Below are 14,757 nucleotides of genomic sequence, written 5' to 3' on the forward strand. Positions count from 1 at the left end.
CGCATTGAATCCTTTACACGGCTACAAGCAACCCCTATTCCTCCAAAAATTTTGTATAATCAATTTTAGAAATCTACCAACACTAAAAATTATAGACCCTTAAAAATCACTATAGAAGAAAATGATAGGTTCCATTATAATGATGGAATATGAAGAGGAAGTTGAATTGAAAAAAGATTCAGAAAGGATAATAAAATGTATCCAAAAACAAACGCGTTTATTCAACAATTAATTGAAGATGAATTGCTTCCGGGAGCAAGTTTTGGTTTTATCAAAAATGGTAAACAACTGGAATATTATGAAGGCTTATCTGCCACTGTTCCGAAAAAAGAACCCCTTAGAGAAAATTCTATTTACGATATTGCCTCTTTAACAAAAGTATTTTTAACGACAACGATGATCTTGCAACTGTGGCAAGAAGGGAAATTAGCTATTGATGATAAAGTCAGACGATATTTGACAACTTTTTCAGCACAAGAGGTAACGATTAGGCATTTATTGACTCATACATCTGGACTAGAAGGCTATATACCGAACCGTGATTCTTTATCTGCAAATGAATTGAAGCAAGCCATTCTTCATTTGCCAGTGGGTAAAGGCTTTGGAAAAGAAGTACGCTACACAGATACAGGATTCATCCTATTAGGGTTTATCATTGAAGAGATTGAGCAAGACACTTTGGCTAATATATTTGCTGAGCGAGTTAGCAGGCCGTTGGATTTGAAGGAGACTTCTTATCATCCTATTGATCTACAAAAATGTGTTCCAACTGAAGTAGATCAAAAGAGAGGGCTGATAAGAGGAAAGGTCCACGATCCTAAAGCGTATATATTAGGAAATCACTGTGGAAGTGCTGGATTATTTTCGACACTAACAGATTGTTTGACCTTTAGTCACATGATGCTGAATAAAGGAGAATTTCGTGGAAAACGTATTCTTAATGAAACAACTGTGCTATCATTATTAACAGATTGGACACCCACTGGTAAGTTAAACCGGTCTTTAGGATGGGATATTAAGAAAAACGGCAATAAAAACTATTTGTTTCATACTGGATTTACAGGAACCTTTATTTTATTGGACATCAAAGAAAAAGAGGCATTTGTTTTTCTGTCTAATCGTGTTCATCCAACTAATGATAACAAGTCAGAATATCTTAGCCAACGAGACCTTTTGATAAACTGTTACTTAGCAGAAAAGGAAGCCATGAATAAGTAATGTATTTTAGGAGGAGTAAAGTGATGAATGAACCATTGATATTAGCGCCTGTATTGCAAGAAAAAATTTGGGGCGGGAAAAAATTGCATGACGTATTTGGCTATGATTTGCCAAGTGACAAAACTGGAGAAGCATGGGCTATCAGCGCACATCCAAATGGGCCAAGCATAGTGGAAAATGGACCTTATCAAGGAATGACTCTAGCAGAAGTATGGGATCAACATCGTGAAGTATTTGGAAACGAAAAAGGAGATGTTTTTCCTTTATTGACCAAGATATTAGATGCAGCAGATGATTTATCGGTTCAAGTTCATCCAGATGATCAATACGGTATGGAGCATGAAGGCGAATTAGGCAAAACAGAATGTTGGTACGTTATTGATGCAGACGAAGGTGCAGAAATTATTTACGGACACCATGCTCAGACAAAAGAAGAATTAGAACAAATGATTCTTGATGGAAAATGGGATGCTTTATTGCGTCGTATCAAAGTTAAGAACGGAGACTTTTTCTTTGTACCGAGTGGAACGATTCATGCGATTGGTGGAGGTATCACCATTCTTGAGACGCAACAATCCAGCGATACAACTTATCGAGTGTATGATTATGATCGTAAGGATGATCAAGGAAACACAAGAGAACTACACGTTCAACAATCAGTTGATGTGACGACTGTTCCGCACGTTGATCCGACTCCTGAAATGAATATTGAAGAACAAAAAGAAGCAACAATCACAACATTTGTAAAGACTTCATTTTTTGATGTTTATAAATGGGAAGTGAATGGTAAAGCGAACTTTATTGCAACTGCTCCGTACACTCTTATTAGCGTATTAGATGGAAACGGTAAATTGATTGTTGAAGCAGGAGAGTATGAACTAACAAAAGGAACTCACCTAATCTTGCCAAATGACATTAAAGAATGGACAATTGAAGGCAACTTAGAAATTATCGCATCAAATTCATAGGATTTAAGCGAGGCAATCAGTTTAACTATAAGGGTTTGAAAAACGGCGGTAATGCTCGACAACTGGAAAGACTATGGCTATCGGTGTTACCATAACATAGTTAGATACAAGCGAACATGTTCATTCCAGAAGAAATTTATTTACTTCACATATTTTGGATGCAGTTTGTCTAAAATAGTTTAATAGAAATAAAAAGAGCTTTAAAAATGACTAAGTCATTTTTAAAGCTCTTTGCTTGAGGAGATTCGGATAAGAATGTCGAGTAGAGACGATCTAGTTACTATTTCTTGAGGAGATTCGGATAAGAATGTCGAGTAGAGACGATCTAGTTACTATTTCTTGAGGAGAATCGGATAAGAATGTCGAGAAGAGGCCATCTAGTTACTATTTCTTGAGGAGAATTAGGTCAGAGTGTCGAGTAAATCTCTTTTAATCGTTAATTTTCTTACAAAAAAAGACTCTATATTATTTGGTGAGTAAATTTTTCACACCAAATAATATAGAGCTCTTTTATATTAGGTAAATAATTTTTCTGCTTCTTTAGGGAATCGTTTTTTTACTGCTTCTTTCAGAATACGATCGGTTAATGTTGTATTTCTAACTAATAAGGGACCATGGAAGTATGAACAGTAGGTTTGTTTATAATGAGCACCTTCTGTTTTATCTTCGCCATTATTGCCATAACCCATTTCAACAACACCCAAAGGTTTAACACCTTCACCAAGAAAAGTACGGCCATTATGGTTTTCAAAACCTTTATAGGTTTCGCCAAACTCATCATTTTTGATAACAATATCGCCAATAAAGCGATTGTCATCTTGATTCAAGGTATAGTGGTTCAAAGCACCAATACCGTTGATTCTATTTCCGGCAGCATCTACATAATAATGGCCTAATAACTGGAAACCACCACAAATGCCGACTGTAACACCATCATTTTCGATGTATTCAGTAATAGCCTCTTTTTTTGCTTGGATATCTTTTGAAACGATCCGTTGTTCGAAATCTTGTCCGCCACCGAAGAACACTAAATCGTATTTATCAGCATCAAATGGATCATTTAAACTAACGATTTCGATATTAAATTGAACGCCTCTTTTTTTAGCACGGTGTTTTAACATCAATAAGTTGCCGTTATCTCCATAAGTATTTAATAAATCACCATAAAGATGACAAACGTTTAATTCAATCATCTTACATACCTCCCTCAATATAGCCTTGGTTTGCTAACTCTTTACGCAATTGCAAGACAGCAGTATAAGTAGCTAGGACGTAGATTTTTTTTGTTGGCGCATTTTTAAAGCTCTTAATAATTTCGGGAATAGTTGGTATAACTTGAAGTTCTTCTTCAGGAATTCCCGCTACTTCTAAACGAGCAGTGATATCTTCCACTCGTTCGCCGCCAACAGTGACTTGTTTAATGTTCATATTCGGAACGATCTCATAATTTGCATCCCAGATCCAGCTGACATCTGTTCCATCCGCATAGTTTGCATTTAAGATAGACACTAGAGAGAACGGTTCTGGAGTTAAGTTGATCATATCCAAGACTTGGTTTAAACCAACAGGATTTTTAACTAAGTTAATAGTAATTTCTTTGTCATCGATTTGAATGACCTCTTGACGACCAAAAACCCGTTTTGATGCGGCAAATCCAGCGCGAATTTGATCAGTAGAAACATCCAATATCCGACCAACACTATAAGCAGCTAAGGCATTATAGATATTGTATTGTCCACCAATCTTAATTTCAAAGTCTTCTCCGTCGATTTCAAATTTAGAAGACTCATGATCCATATGAGTCAAGTCCGTTAAACGATACGTTAATTCTGGACGTTTGAAATCGCAATTAGGACAATAATATTTCCCGAGATTGCTGTATGTTAAAAATTTGTAATGTAAAATATTGTTGCAGTGTGGACATAATACACCATCGGTATTGTAGTGAGCTTTTAATTCACCATCTGGAAGGTGGTCAAAACCAAAGTACACACGTTTATTGACGGTTTCTTTTGAATTGAAAATTGGAGCATCTCCATTGCTGACAATTAAAGCATTTGGGGCTAACGCTGCACCATTCAACATCATTTGATAAGTCGTATAAATTTCACCATAGCGATCCATTTGATCACGAAAAACATTCGTAAACACAATTGCTTTTGGTTTGATATATTTTGTTACATGGATCAAACTGGCTTCATCTACTTCAAGAACAGCAGCTTTTTTCTCGGTGTTATTTGTGTAAGAGTGATGTTCAAGAAAAGTTGAAATAATTCCTTGCAACATATTTGCTCCAGTAGGGTTTGTAATAATTTCAGGATATTTTTGTTTTAAAACTTGGTAAGTCAATGCGGTTGTTAATGTTTTACCATTTGTTCCGGTAACGATAACCACATCGTAATTTCTTGATAAAGTACCTAATACGGTAGGATCTAATTTCTGTGTTAGTTGACCGGGATAACTACTTCCGCCTTTTAAGAACGTATGAAGTCCCCATTTAGTTGTTCTTCCTACTGCAATGGCAAATGCACTACGTATACTCAATTGAGTTTCCTCCAATTACTAAAAATACTTTTTTTTGCTACTTTGATATTTTAGCACATATTTCTTGTGAAATTGTTAAAAATTGCCTAACTTGTTCATTTTAAAGACAAACTTAATCTCTTTTCTCACAATTGGTGTAAGATTCTTCTATATATAAATCGGGAGAGAGGCTTCACTTTTACATCGTTTTAACGTATAATTCATAATGGATTCCTACGAGAGAAATGAGGAAAAAACAAGATGGCCCAACTTTTTTTTAAATATGGAGCAATGAATAGTGGAAAGACGATTGAAATTTTAAAAGTAGCATATAATTATGAAGAACAAAACAAACCTGTCGCAATTATGACAAGCGGTTTGGATGATCGTGATGAGATTGGTGTAGTATCCAGTCGAATTGGTTTAAGACGTGAAGGAATAGCAATATTTGAAGAAACAAATGTTTTTGAAACGATAAAAGCTTTGGATTATGTGCCGGCCTGTGTATTGATTGACGAATCGCAATTTTTGAAAAAAGAGCATGTCCTTCAATTGGCTCATATTGTGGATGAATTAAATATCCCAGTTATGGCATTTGGATTGAAAAATGACTTTAAAAATGAACTATTTGAAGGTTCAGAGTACTTACTGTTATACGCGGACAAAATTGAAGAAATGAAAACCATTTGTTGGTATTGCCATAAAAAAGCAACGATGAATATGCGTATGATCGATGGAAAACCTGTTTATGCAGGAGCACAAATCCAAATAGGGGGCAATGAAAGTTATTTCCCAGTTTGTCGCAAACATTATTTCAATCCGCTATTGAAGGACGACTTGTAGCGTTCTTAGTGTTGTGAAGAAAGACAACTAAAGACACAACGATGCAATAGGCTTAGAAGAAAAGGAGAATAACTTATGTTTGATAGATTAGAAAGCGTTGAAGGACGTTATGAAGAACTAAATGAATTGCTAAGTGACCCAGAGGTAGTCAGTGATACAAAACGATTAATGAAACTGACTAAAGAAGAAGCCGCTATTCGTGAAACGGTAGCTACATACCGTCGCTACAAAGAGGTCAGTCAAGATATTTCGGATACAGAAGAAATGCTTGGTGAAAAATTAGATGCTGAAATGGCTGAAATGGCAAAAGAAGAATTAAATGATTTAAAGAAAGAAAAAACAGAAATCGAAGAAGCCATGAAAGTTTTGATGCTGCCTAAAGACGAAAATGATGATCGCAATATTATCATGGAAATTCGAGGAGCAGCCGGCGGAGATGAAGCTCAATTATTTGCTGGGACTTTGTTTAATATGTATCAAAAATACGCTGACGCACAAGGTTGGAAAACAGAAGTTCTGGATGCTAACATTACGGGTATCGGTGGTTACAAAGAAATCACCTTAATGATCACTGGAGACAATGTTTATTCTAAATTGAAATATGAAAATGGAGCTCACCGTGTTCAACGTGTTCCAGCAACCGAATCACAAGGACGTATCCATACTTCTACTGCAACTGTAGTGGTTATGCCGGAAGCTGAAGAAGTAGAACTGGATCTGCCGGATAAAGATATTCGAACAGATATCTATCACGCAAGTGGGGCCGGTGGACAGCATGTTAATAAAACAGCTTCTGCCGTACGTTTAACTCATTTACCTACAGGAATTGCTGTAGCGATGCAAGATGAACGTTCACAAATCAAAAACCGCGAGAAAGCGATGAAAGTATTGCGTGCCAGAGTATACGATCATATACAACAAGCGGCTCAAAGTGAATACGATGCTGAACGGAAATCAGCTATTGGAACAGGAGATCGTTCAGAACGAATCCGTACGTATAATTTCCCACAAAGCCGCGTAACGGATCACCGTATTGGTTTGACGATTCAAAAATTAGATCAAATTTTATCTGGTAAATTAGATGAAATTATTGATGCTTTGATTTTGAATGATCAAACAGCCAAAATGGAGCAATTGCAACATGAAGAGTAAGACAACCTATAGAGAAGTCCTGAAATGGGCTTCTTCTTTTTTAGAAACATGTAAAAGAGAACCCATTGCTGCAGAGATTTTGCTAAGAGAACGACTGAACTGGTCAAAAACGGATATCATGATGCATTTAAATGAAGAAATGCCATCTGATGTGAAGCACCAACTCTTACAAGATGTATCTAATCATGGATCTGGTATCCCTATTCAACAATTATTAGGTTACTGCTGGTTCTATGATCACAAGTTTAAAATAACAAAAGACACATTGATTCCACGACCGGAAACAGAAGAAATTGTAGATGTTTTTTTGAAAAGCTCTTCTACAGATCAGAAGAGAACCGTTTTGGATATTGGAACAGGAACAGGGATCATTGGGATCACCATAAAAAAAGAACGACCACTTTACGAAGTGACCGCAACAGATATCTCTTCTAAAGCCCTGAAGGTAGCTCAAGAAAATGCAACGGCACTAGATGCAGAAGTTCGCTTTTTGGAAGGTGATTTAACTGATCCTGTAAAGACTGAAACTTTTGATGTTATTCTTTCCAATCCTCCATATATATCTAACGACGAAATTAGTTATATGGATGAGAGTGTTTTGCACTATGAACCGCATTTAGCATTATTTGCTGAAAACAATGGTTTAGCTATGTACCAAAGATTAGCAAAAGAACTTCCGGCTATTTTAAATCCAGGTGGTGAAGTATTTTTAGAGATTGGATTTAAGCAAGGGAAAAAAGTTCAAGAGCTTTTTCAAGAGGCTTTTCCAACGGCTGAAGTAACCATTGAAAAAGATATGAGTGGAAATGACCGCTTGATCCAAGTTAAAACAAAATAAGGATTCAATGTCATTTAAATAAATGTGATAAGTTTTTTTGAAATGAACGGAGGAAAAGCTGTGGAGACTATTATATATCGACCATCTGAGGTGCTTAAAGCAGCTCAAAAAATCCAGCAAGGTGAACTGATTTCTTTTCCCACAGAAACCGTTTATGGATTAGGAGCTGATGCAACAAACGAAGCAGCAGTAAAAAAGGTTTATGCAGCAAAGGGGAGGCCAAGCGACAACCCATTGATTGTGCATGTCTCGACGATTGAAGAAGTTGAGCAGTATGTACAGGAGGTGCCTGAAGTGGCTAAGAAACTGATGCAAACCTTTTGGCCAGGTCCATTGACACTGATTTTTAAAGTGAAAGATCATGTTTTTGCACCAACGGTTACGGCTGGTCTAAGGAGTGTGGCTATGCGGATGCCCGATAATGAGGTAACTTTGCAGCTGATTCGTGAATCAGGTAAACCTTTAGTTGGACCAAGTGCCAATACATCTGGCAAACCAAGTCCGACAACCGCAGATCATGTTTACCACGATCTGAAAGGGAAAATAGCTGGCGTGTTAGATGATGGAGACACAGGGTTAGGATTGGAATCAACAGTTTTAGATATTACTGATCCAATGTCACCCACCATATTGAGACCAGGAGCAACGACTAAAGAAGCATTGGAAGAAGTTATAGGAACCGTTTTTGTTGATCGTCACTTGATTTCGAGTGACGAAGTTCCTAAAGCGCCAGGTATGAAATACAAGCACTATAGCCCTAATGAACCTGTTATTATTGTTGCTGGAGAAAGTGAAATCTGGCAAAAAGCGATTAAAACTTATCAAAAAAAAGGTGAAAAGATTGGTCTTTTAGCCAATCAAGATCTTCTAAATCTATTTCAAAACACCGTTACAGCTGCTTATTCATTAGGAGAAAATAAAAATATCCATGATGCTTCAAGACGATTGTACTCAGGATTAAGATACTTCGAAACAACAGATGCTACACTTATTTTAGCCGAAGCTCATGAGCAAAATGGGTTAGGCGAAGCCTATATGAATCGACTTCAAAAGGCAGCGGGTAACCATTTTTTTGAATAACCATAAACTAGTAGATTTAACTGATCAAAAAGCGTTTATTACAACTATTGAAGGGTGTGGCCTATATGAACAATAAAATTTTTGACAAAGAGATCTTTGATGCAATTGAACAAGAAAGCAAACGACAAGAGCAAAATATTGAATTAATCGCTTCAGAAAACTTTGTATCTGAAGCAGTACTTGCTGCACAAGGAAGTATTTTAACAAATAAGTACGCAGAAGGCTATCCGGGTAAAAGATATTATGGAGGTTGTGAATATATTGATGTTATTGAAAATTTGGCTATTGAACGTGCAAAAAAACTCTTTGGAGCAGAATATGTAAATGTTCAACCACATTCAGGTTCTAGCGCTAATATGGCTGCTTTTAATGCTTTGATATCTCCCGGAGACATTGTATTAGGTATGGATTTAACACATGGTGGTCATCTGACACACGGTTCTCCTGTAAACTTTAGTGGCAAAACGTACCATTTTATCTCTTATGGTGTAGATAAAGAGACAGAAGAGCTGGATTATGAAGTTGTTCAAAATTTGGCCAAGCAACATAAACCTAAATTGATTATTGCAGGAGCTAGCGCATATTCTAGAAAAATAGATTTTGCACGATTTAGAGCAATTGCGGATGAAGTCGGAGCTTACTTAATGGTTGATATGGCACATATAGCAGGATTGATTGCAGGAGGTTTGCATCAAAACCCAGTTCCTTATGCAGATGTTGTCACAACAACTACACATAAAACATTAAGAGGACCACGCGGTGGAATGATCCTAGCTAAAGAAAAGTATGGCAAAGCAATAAATAGCGCTATTTTCCCAGGCATTCAAGGTGGTCCTTTAGAACATGTTATAGCGGCTAAGGCAGTGGCTTTAAAGGAAGCATCCACTCCAGAATTTAAGGAATATGCTGCTCAAATCATTAAAAATGCAAAAGCTATGGAAGGTGTTTTTAATGCGTCGATTGGTCATTTGATTAGTGGCGGGACAGATAATCATCTTTTGTTGTTTGATGTGACCAACTTCGGATTAACCGGGAAAGAAGCAGAGGTTCTTTTAGACAAGGTCGGCATTACTGTCAATAAAAACACAATTCCTTTTGAAACATTGAGCCCTTTCAAAACAAGTGGTATTCGAATTGGGACACCAGCTATTACAACCAGAGGATTTAATGAAGCAGACTCTAAAAAGGTAGCCGAATTCATTATTGAAACCCTGACAAGTAATGGAGATGTTGAAAAAATGGCGGCTATTCAAACGCAAGTACATGAATTGACTGCTAAACATCCATTGTATGAAGCTAAAGCATAAGCCAGCAATTGTTCTTAAAAATAGCTAAAAATGTAGAATAAAAAATAAAAACACTAAAAAGGTAGCACAATCGGCTAATATCCTTTACAATAGAAATGTTTGAAAAATAATAGTAAATGAGGGCTGAATAAAATGTCGAAAGTTCAAGTTATGGATCATCCATTAATCCAACATAAATTAACCATTCTTCGCGATAAGAATACTGGTACGAAAGATTTTAGAGAAGCAGTTAACGAAATTGCACGTTTAATGGCATTTGAGGTCTCAAGAGATATGCCTTTACAAGATGTGGAAATTGAAACGCCTTTAGTAAAATCTATTCAAAAAGAATTAGCTGGTAAAAAGGTTGCGATTATCCCAATTCTAAGAGCTGGATTAGGTATGGTCGATGGAATGTTAGATTTAATTCCTGCAGCAAAAGTTGGACACGTAGGAATGTACCGTGATCATGAAACTTTAGAACCGGTAGAGTATTTTGTGAAATTGCCATCGGATATCAATGAACGTCAATTGCTAGTGGTTGACCCAATGCTTGCTACAGGCGGATCAGCTATTGCTGCTATTGATTCATTGAAAAAACGTGGTGCTTCAACCATCAAATTTGTCTGTCTAGTTGCAGCTCCAGAAGGTGTGGAAGCTTTAGAACAAGCACACCCTGATGTAGAAATTTATACAGCAGCATTAGATGAACGCTTAGACGAAAATGGATACATTATACCAGGTCTAGGTGATGCTGGTGATAGATTATTCGGTACAATGTAATTATTAAGATTGATTAAATAAAGAGCTGTAAACCAAAGGATAAATTTCTTGGTTTGCGGCTCTTTTTGTATAGACGATAGTTTTAATTTTTCTGTTCGCTAAGAATTAGATGATAAAAATAAGATAAATCTTATTTGCTGTAGGAGATATATAAATAGTAAAGGCAGTAACAAATTTCAAAATGACAAAAATGAGTAGGTTGTATTTTGCACTCTGTTAAAAATAAGTAAAGATAGTGCAATTAAAATAGGAAAAACAAGGTAAAATAGAAGATTTAACAAAAAAGTAAAAGTTATATAAAACCAATAAAGAATTTAAGACACTATAAAAGTCGGGAAAATTGTCATTAGAGAAAGAACTAATAAATGTAAAATTAGATTTCATTGATAAAAATTTAAAGCAGACAGCGAAACTGTGTTATCATTTCTTTTGAGGAAAACGATAGAAAACCCGTTTTAATAATGATTTGTTGAAAAATAAAATTGTTTTTCATTTTATTTTGTATTTTAAATCGAATGGTGGTATGATAACGAATGCCAGTGAAAAAAGAAGAAATGTTTTAGAACTTAGTCAGTATTTTTTACATTGCTGAATGAATAAAAGTGGAATTTTGCCTAATCCATTTAGATAGGAAAGAAAGCAGAACTATGCTAAAATAGGCGTGTGAAATTAACATAGATGATAGTTTCACAAAATATATTTTTTTTCCTGTTTGCAATTATAGATTTTAATTATGGAAAGAGGTGAACGTTGTGGATCACGAAAATCCGATTGTTACATTTTTGGGGTTAGATTTTAATGTCACCAATATGATTGTAACAGTATCAGCGTGCGTGATTGTATTCTTGATTGCGTTTATTTGTACGAGAAATTTACAAATTAAGCCAACAGGTAAGCAGAACTTTATAGAGTGGGTAGTTGATTTTGTTGGAAACATTGCGACAAGTGCAATGTCTAAACAACAAGGTGAGAGGTTTAAGTTATTAGGTTTTACAATTTTAACCTTTGTATTTGTGTCAAATATGATGGGATTGCCGTTAATTCTTACTGTTGACCATTATCAAATGTGGAAAAGTCCAACTGCTGATCCAGTTATTACGTTGACGTTAGCAGCAATGGTTATTGTTATGACACATTATTTTGGTGTACAAGAACAAGGGGTCAAGAATTACTTTATGAATAGCTTTGTTAGACCAGTTCCATTCTTATTTCCAATCAAGATTTTTGAAGAGTTTACAAACACGTTAACTTTAGCTCTTCGTCTTTATGGGAATATTTATGCCGGGGAAATCTTACTAGGATTGATTGCCTCTTTAGCTCAAAGTAAAGGAGTCTTTACTTGGGTAATTGGTATTCCTTTAGAAATGGCATGGCAAGCCTTCTCCATATTTATCGGAAGTATCCAAGCTTTTGTTTTTACAACACTGACGATGGTATATCTTTCTCATAAAGTTGAACATGAAGAAAGCACAGATCACATTAAAGAAGCATCATAAGTTCGTTAAATTAGTATAGGTATCTAAATGGAATAATAAAAAAATACAGCATTATATTTAATAGGAGGAAAATAAATTATGGGTTTAATAGGAGCAGCAATCGCAGTAGCAGGAGCAGCAATCGGAGCAGCACTTGGTTCAAGTAGAGTAGTATCAAAAACAATTGAATCAATCGCTCGTCAACCAGAAATGAAAGGTCAATTACAAACATTGATGTATATTGGGATCGGTTTAGTAGAAGCCATCCCTATCATGGCAGTTGTTATTGCCTTTATCTTAGTTTTCCAATAAAAATTAGCAAGAAAACCGAAGTATTAGAAACTGACAGGTAGAGAAAAAATATTCTCTCTACCTGTTCTTTTAAAGCAACATTGAAGTATAGGTGAAGGAGTGTGGAGAATGGTCAGTCCATTGTTTGTAGGACAAATAACAGCTGGAGATTCTATTGTCACTTTGGTCTCATTTTTACTATTAATGCTAGCATTAAAGATGGTTGCTTGGAAACCTCTGATGGCAATGATGGAGAAACGAGAACAATTGATTGCAGGAAATATCGATAGCGCAGAAGCAAAAAAATTAGAAGCGGATCGATTGCTTACAGAACAACAAAAAGCATTAGAAGAGACAAGGAACAAAGCGAGTGCAATTATTGAACAAGCAAGAGACACTGCTGATAAAGTTGAACGAGAACAAATAGCATCCGCTAAAATAGAAATAGCACGATTAAAAGAAGAAGCTAAAAAAGCTATTGAATTAGAAAGAAAACAAGCTTTAGCAGGTGCACAAAATGATATTAGTCGTCTGTCTATGGATATTGCAGAAAAATTGATTGGCAAAGAATTATCTAATGAAGGGCATGCTGAACTAATCGAAGAGTATATTGAAAGGTTGGCGAATAATAATGAAATTAAATAGAAATATGAACAATCGCCAACTTGCAGATGTTTTTTATCAAGATTCTAAAGAAAAAGGAACCGTTGACGTTGCATTTGATAACATGATGGATGTTCGCCAAGTTTTAGAAGAAGTTCCTAATTTAGGAAGCATTTTAGTAGATCCTCGATTGGAAAAATACAAACGTGACCATCTTCTAGCAGACTTGATTAAGCATTTTGATATAAATACTCAAAGTTTTTTGCATATGCTTTATGACTATAACTTGATTAGTGATATTAGGGATATCGTAAATGAGTTTGAAAAAATTTATGATTACAAAAATAGGACGGTAGTTGCTAAAGTGACTACAGCAGTTCAATTGACCGATAGTCAAAAGGAACGTTTAATAGGCGTTATGAAACAGAAATTAGATGCGAAAAAAGTATTATTGCATACGATCGTTGATGAACATGTTTTAGGCGGAGTAATTATAGAAGCTGAAAGTCAAGTTTATGATGGCAGTATCCGTTCTAACTTAGAAGCATTAGAAAAACAATTGATTCGATAAAAGAAGTTATGAGGTGAATCGTTTATGGGCGTAAAAGCAGAAGAAATTAGTTCACTGATCAAAAAGCAAATTGCAAGTTATCAAAGTGAATTAGTAATAGATGAAGTAGGGACAGTTAGTTACGTAGGTGACGGAATCGCTCGTGCTTATGGATTAGAAAATGCAATGTCAGGAGAACTGTTGGAATTTGCCGATGGTACTTTTGGTATGGCACAAAATTTAGAAGTAAATGATGTTGGGATCATTATCCTAGGAGAATTTACTGGTATACGTGAAGGCGATATCGTTAAACGTACTGGTCGAATTATGCAAGTTCCAGTTGGAGAAGCAATGATTGGACGTGTAGTAAATCCTCTTGGACAACCTATTGATGGTTTGGGAGAGATTATTACGACTAAAACTCGACCAATTGAAGCAGAAGCTCCAGGGGTTATGGATCGTCATTCGGTTAATGAACCTTTACAAACAGGGATCAAAGCAATCGATGCATTGGTACCAATTGGTCGTGGACAACGTGAATTAGTTATTGGTGACCGTAAAACAGGGAAAACCAGCTTAGCAATCGACACGATTTTAAATCAAAAAGGCCAAGATACGATTTGTATTTATGTAGCAATTGGTCAAAAAGAATCAACTGTTCGTAATCAAGTGGAAACATTAAAAAGACATGGCGCTATGGACTATACGATCGTAATGACCGCAAGTGCATCTCAACCTGCTCCGTTGCTATACATTGCTCCTTATGCTGGATCAGCTCTGGGAGAAGAATTTATGTACAACGGAAAACACGTTTTGATCATCTTTGATGACTTAACTAAACAAGCAGCAGCTTACCGTGAACTGTCGCTCTTGTTGCGTCGTCCGCCAGGCCGTGAAGCTTATCCAGGGGACGTATTTTATCTGCATTCTCGTTTATTAGAACGTGCAGCTAAATTAAGTGATAAATTAGGTGGCGGTTCAATGACTGCTATCCCATTTGTTGAAACTCAAGCAGGAGATATTTCTGCATATATCCCTACAAACGTTATTTCTATTACAGATGGACAAATCTTCTTAGAAAGCGATTTGTTCTACTCTGGTATCCGACCTGCAATTGCAGCTGGATTATCTGTTTCCCGTGTTGGGG

Annotated in this window: 15 protein-coding genes; 13 read left to right on the forward strand and 2 right to left on the reverse strand. The window is 36.0% G+C overall.

The annotated features are described in order from the left end of the window. Nucleotides 1-195 precede the first annotated feature (195 nt). Both ABS911_RS11470 and manA read left to right on the forward strand, forming a co-directional pair. On the forward strand, nucleotides 196-1,218 hold the full coding sequence (locus tag ABS911_RS11470; RefSeq protein WP_350467693.1) for a serine hydrolase domain-containing protein: 1,023 nt from the start codon (nucleotides 196-198) through the stop codon (nucleotides 1,216-1,218). A 23-nt stretch (nucleotides 1,219-1,241) separates the two neighbouring features. After that, entirely contained in the window at nucleotides 1,242-2,186 is a 945-nt protein-coding gene (manA, locus tag ABS911_RS11475) for a mannose-6-phosphate isomerase, class I (protein ID WP_350467694.1), read from the forward strand. A gap of 515 nt (nucleotides 2,187-2,701) precedes the next feature. Here manA and ABS911_RS11480 read toward each other — a convergent pair. Beyond that, nucleotides 2,702-3,379: a type 1 glutamine amidotransferase gene (locus ABS911_RS11480; RefSeq protein ID WP_350467695.1), complete on the reverse strand. Its 678-nt coding sequence runs from the start codon at nucleotides 3,377-3,379 to the stop codon at nucleotides 2,702-2,704. A gap of 1 nt (nucleotide 3,380) precedes the next feature. Next, a complete protein-coding gene (locus ABS911_RS11485) occupies nucleotides 3,381-4,730 on the reverse strand; it encodes a MurT ligase domain-containing protein (RefSeq protein WP_350467696.1) in 1,350 nt (449 codons plus the stop codon). A 240-nt stretch (nucleotides 4,731-4,970) separates the two neighbouring features. On the opposite strand from ABS911_RS11485, the gene ABS911_RS11490 reads away from it, so the two are divergent. From ABS911_RS11490 to atpA, 11 genes are all read left to right on the forward strand, one after another. Then, on the forward strand, nucleotides 4,971-5,552 hold the full coding sequence (locus ABS911_RS11490) for a thymidine kinase (RefSeq protein ID WP_350467697.1): 582 nt from the start codon (nucleotides 4,971-4,973) through the stop codon (nucleotides 5,550-5,552). Nucleotides 5,553-5,627: 75 nt separating this feature from the next. Continuing rightward, nucleotides 5,628-6,704, forward strand: a complete 1,077-nt coding sequence (prfA, locus tag ABS911_RS11495) for a peptide chain release factor 1 (protein WP_350467698.1) — start codon at nucleotides 5,628-5,630, stop codon at nucleotides 6,702-6,704. Then, nucleotides 6,694-7,542 (forward strand): peptide chain release factor N(5)-glutamine methyltransferase, encoded by an 849-nt coding sequence (gene prmC, locus ABS911_RS11500; protein ID WP_350467699.1) that lies wholly within the window; start codon nucleotides 6,694-6,696, stop codon nucleotides 7,540-7,542. The genes prfA and prmC overlap by 11 nt, the downstream gene beginning before the upstream one ends. Nucleotides 7,543-7,602: 60 nt before the next feature. Beyond that, nucleotides 7,603-8,622 (forward strand): L-threonylcarbamoyladenylate synthase, encoded by a 1,020-nt coding sequence (locus tag ABS911_RS11505; RefSeq protein ID WP_502880540.1) that lies wholly within the window; start codon nucleotides 7,603-7,605, stop codon nucleotides 8,620-8,622. A 65-nt stretch (nucleotides 8,623-8,687) separates the two neighbouring features. Next, entirely contained in the window at nucleotides 8,688-9,929 is a 1,242-nt protein-coding gene (glyA, locus tag ABS911_RS11510; RefSeq protein WP_350467701.1) for a serine hydroxymethyltransferase, read from the forward strand. Nucleotides 9,930-10,061: 132 nt separating this feature from the next. After that, complete coding sequence (gene upp, locus ABS911_RS11515) at nucleotides 10,062-10,691, forward strand: uracil phosphoribosyltransferase (protein ID WP_350467702.1); 630 nt, start codon at nucleotides 10,062-10,064, stop codon at nucleotides 10,689-10,691. Nucleotides 10,692-11,443: 752 nt separating this feature from the next. After that, complete coding sequence (atpB, locus tag ABS911_RS11520) at nucleotides 11,444-12,187, forward strand: F0F1 ATP synthase subunit A (RefSeq protein WP_034537183.1); 744 nt, start codon at nucleotides 11,444-11,446, stop codon at nucleotides 12,185-12,187. A 78-nt stretch (nucleotides 12,188-12,265) separates the two neighbouring features. Continuing rightward, a complete protein-coding gene (atpE, locus tag ABS911_RS11525) occupies nucleotides 12,266-12,478 on the forward strand; it encodes a F0F1 ATP synthase subunit C (protein ID WP_013711301.1) in 213 nt (70 codons plus the stop codon). Nucleotides 12,479-12,586: 108 nt separating this feature from the next. Further along, complete coding sequence (gene atpF, locus ABS911_RS11530; protein ID WP_350467703.1) at nucleotides 12,587-13,102, forward strand: F0F1 ATP synthase subunit B; 516 nt, start codon at nucleotides 12,587-12,589, stop codon at nucleotides 13,100-13,102. Beyond that, nucleotides 13,089-13,631 (forward strand): ATP synthase F1 subunit delta, encoded by a 543-nt coding sequence (gene atpH, locus ABS911_RS11535; RefSeq protein WP_350467704.1) that lies wholly within the window; start codon nucleotides 13,089-13,091, stop codon nucleotides 13,629-13,631. Before atpF ends, atpH begins: the two co-directional genes overlap by 14 nt. Before the next feature lie 24 nt (nucleotides 13,632-13,655). Beyond that, nucleotides 13,656-14,757 (forward strand): F0F1 ATP synthase subunit alpha (gene atpA / locus ABS911_RS11540; protein ID WP_350467705.1); only part of this gene is annotated, 1,102 nt, incomplete at its 3' end.

It is taken from the genome of Carnobacterium sp. (genome assembly GCF_040274425.1).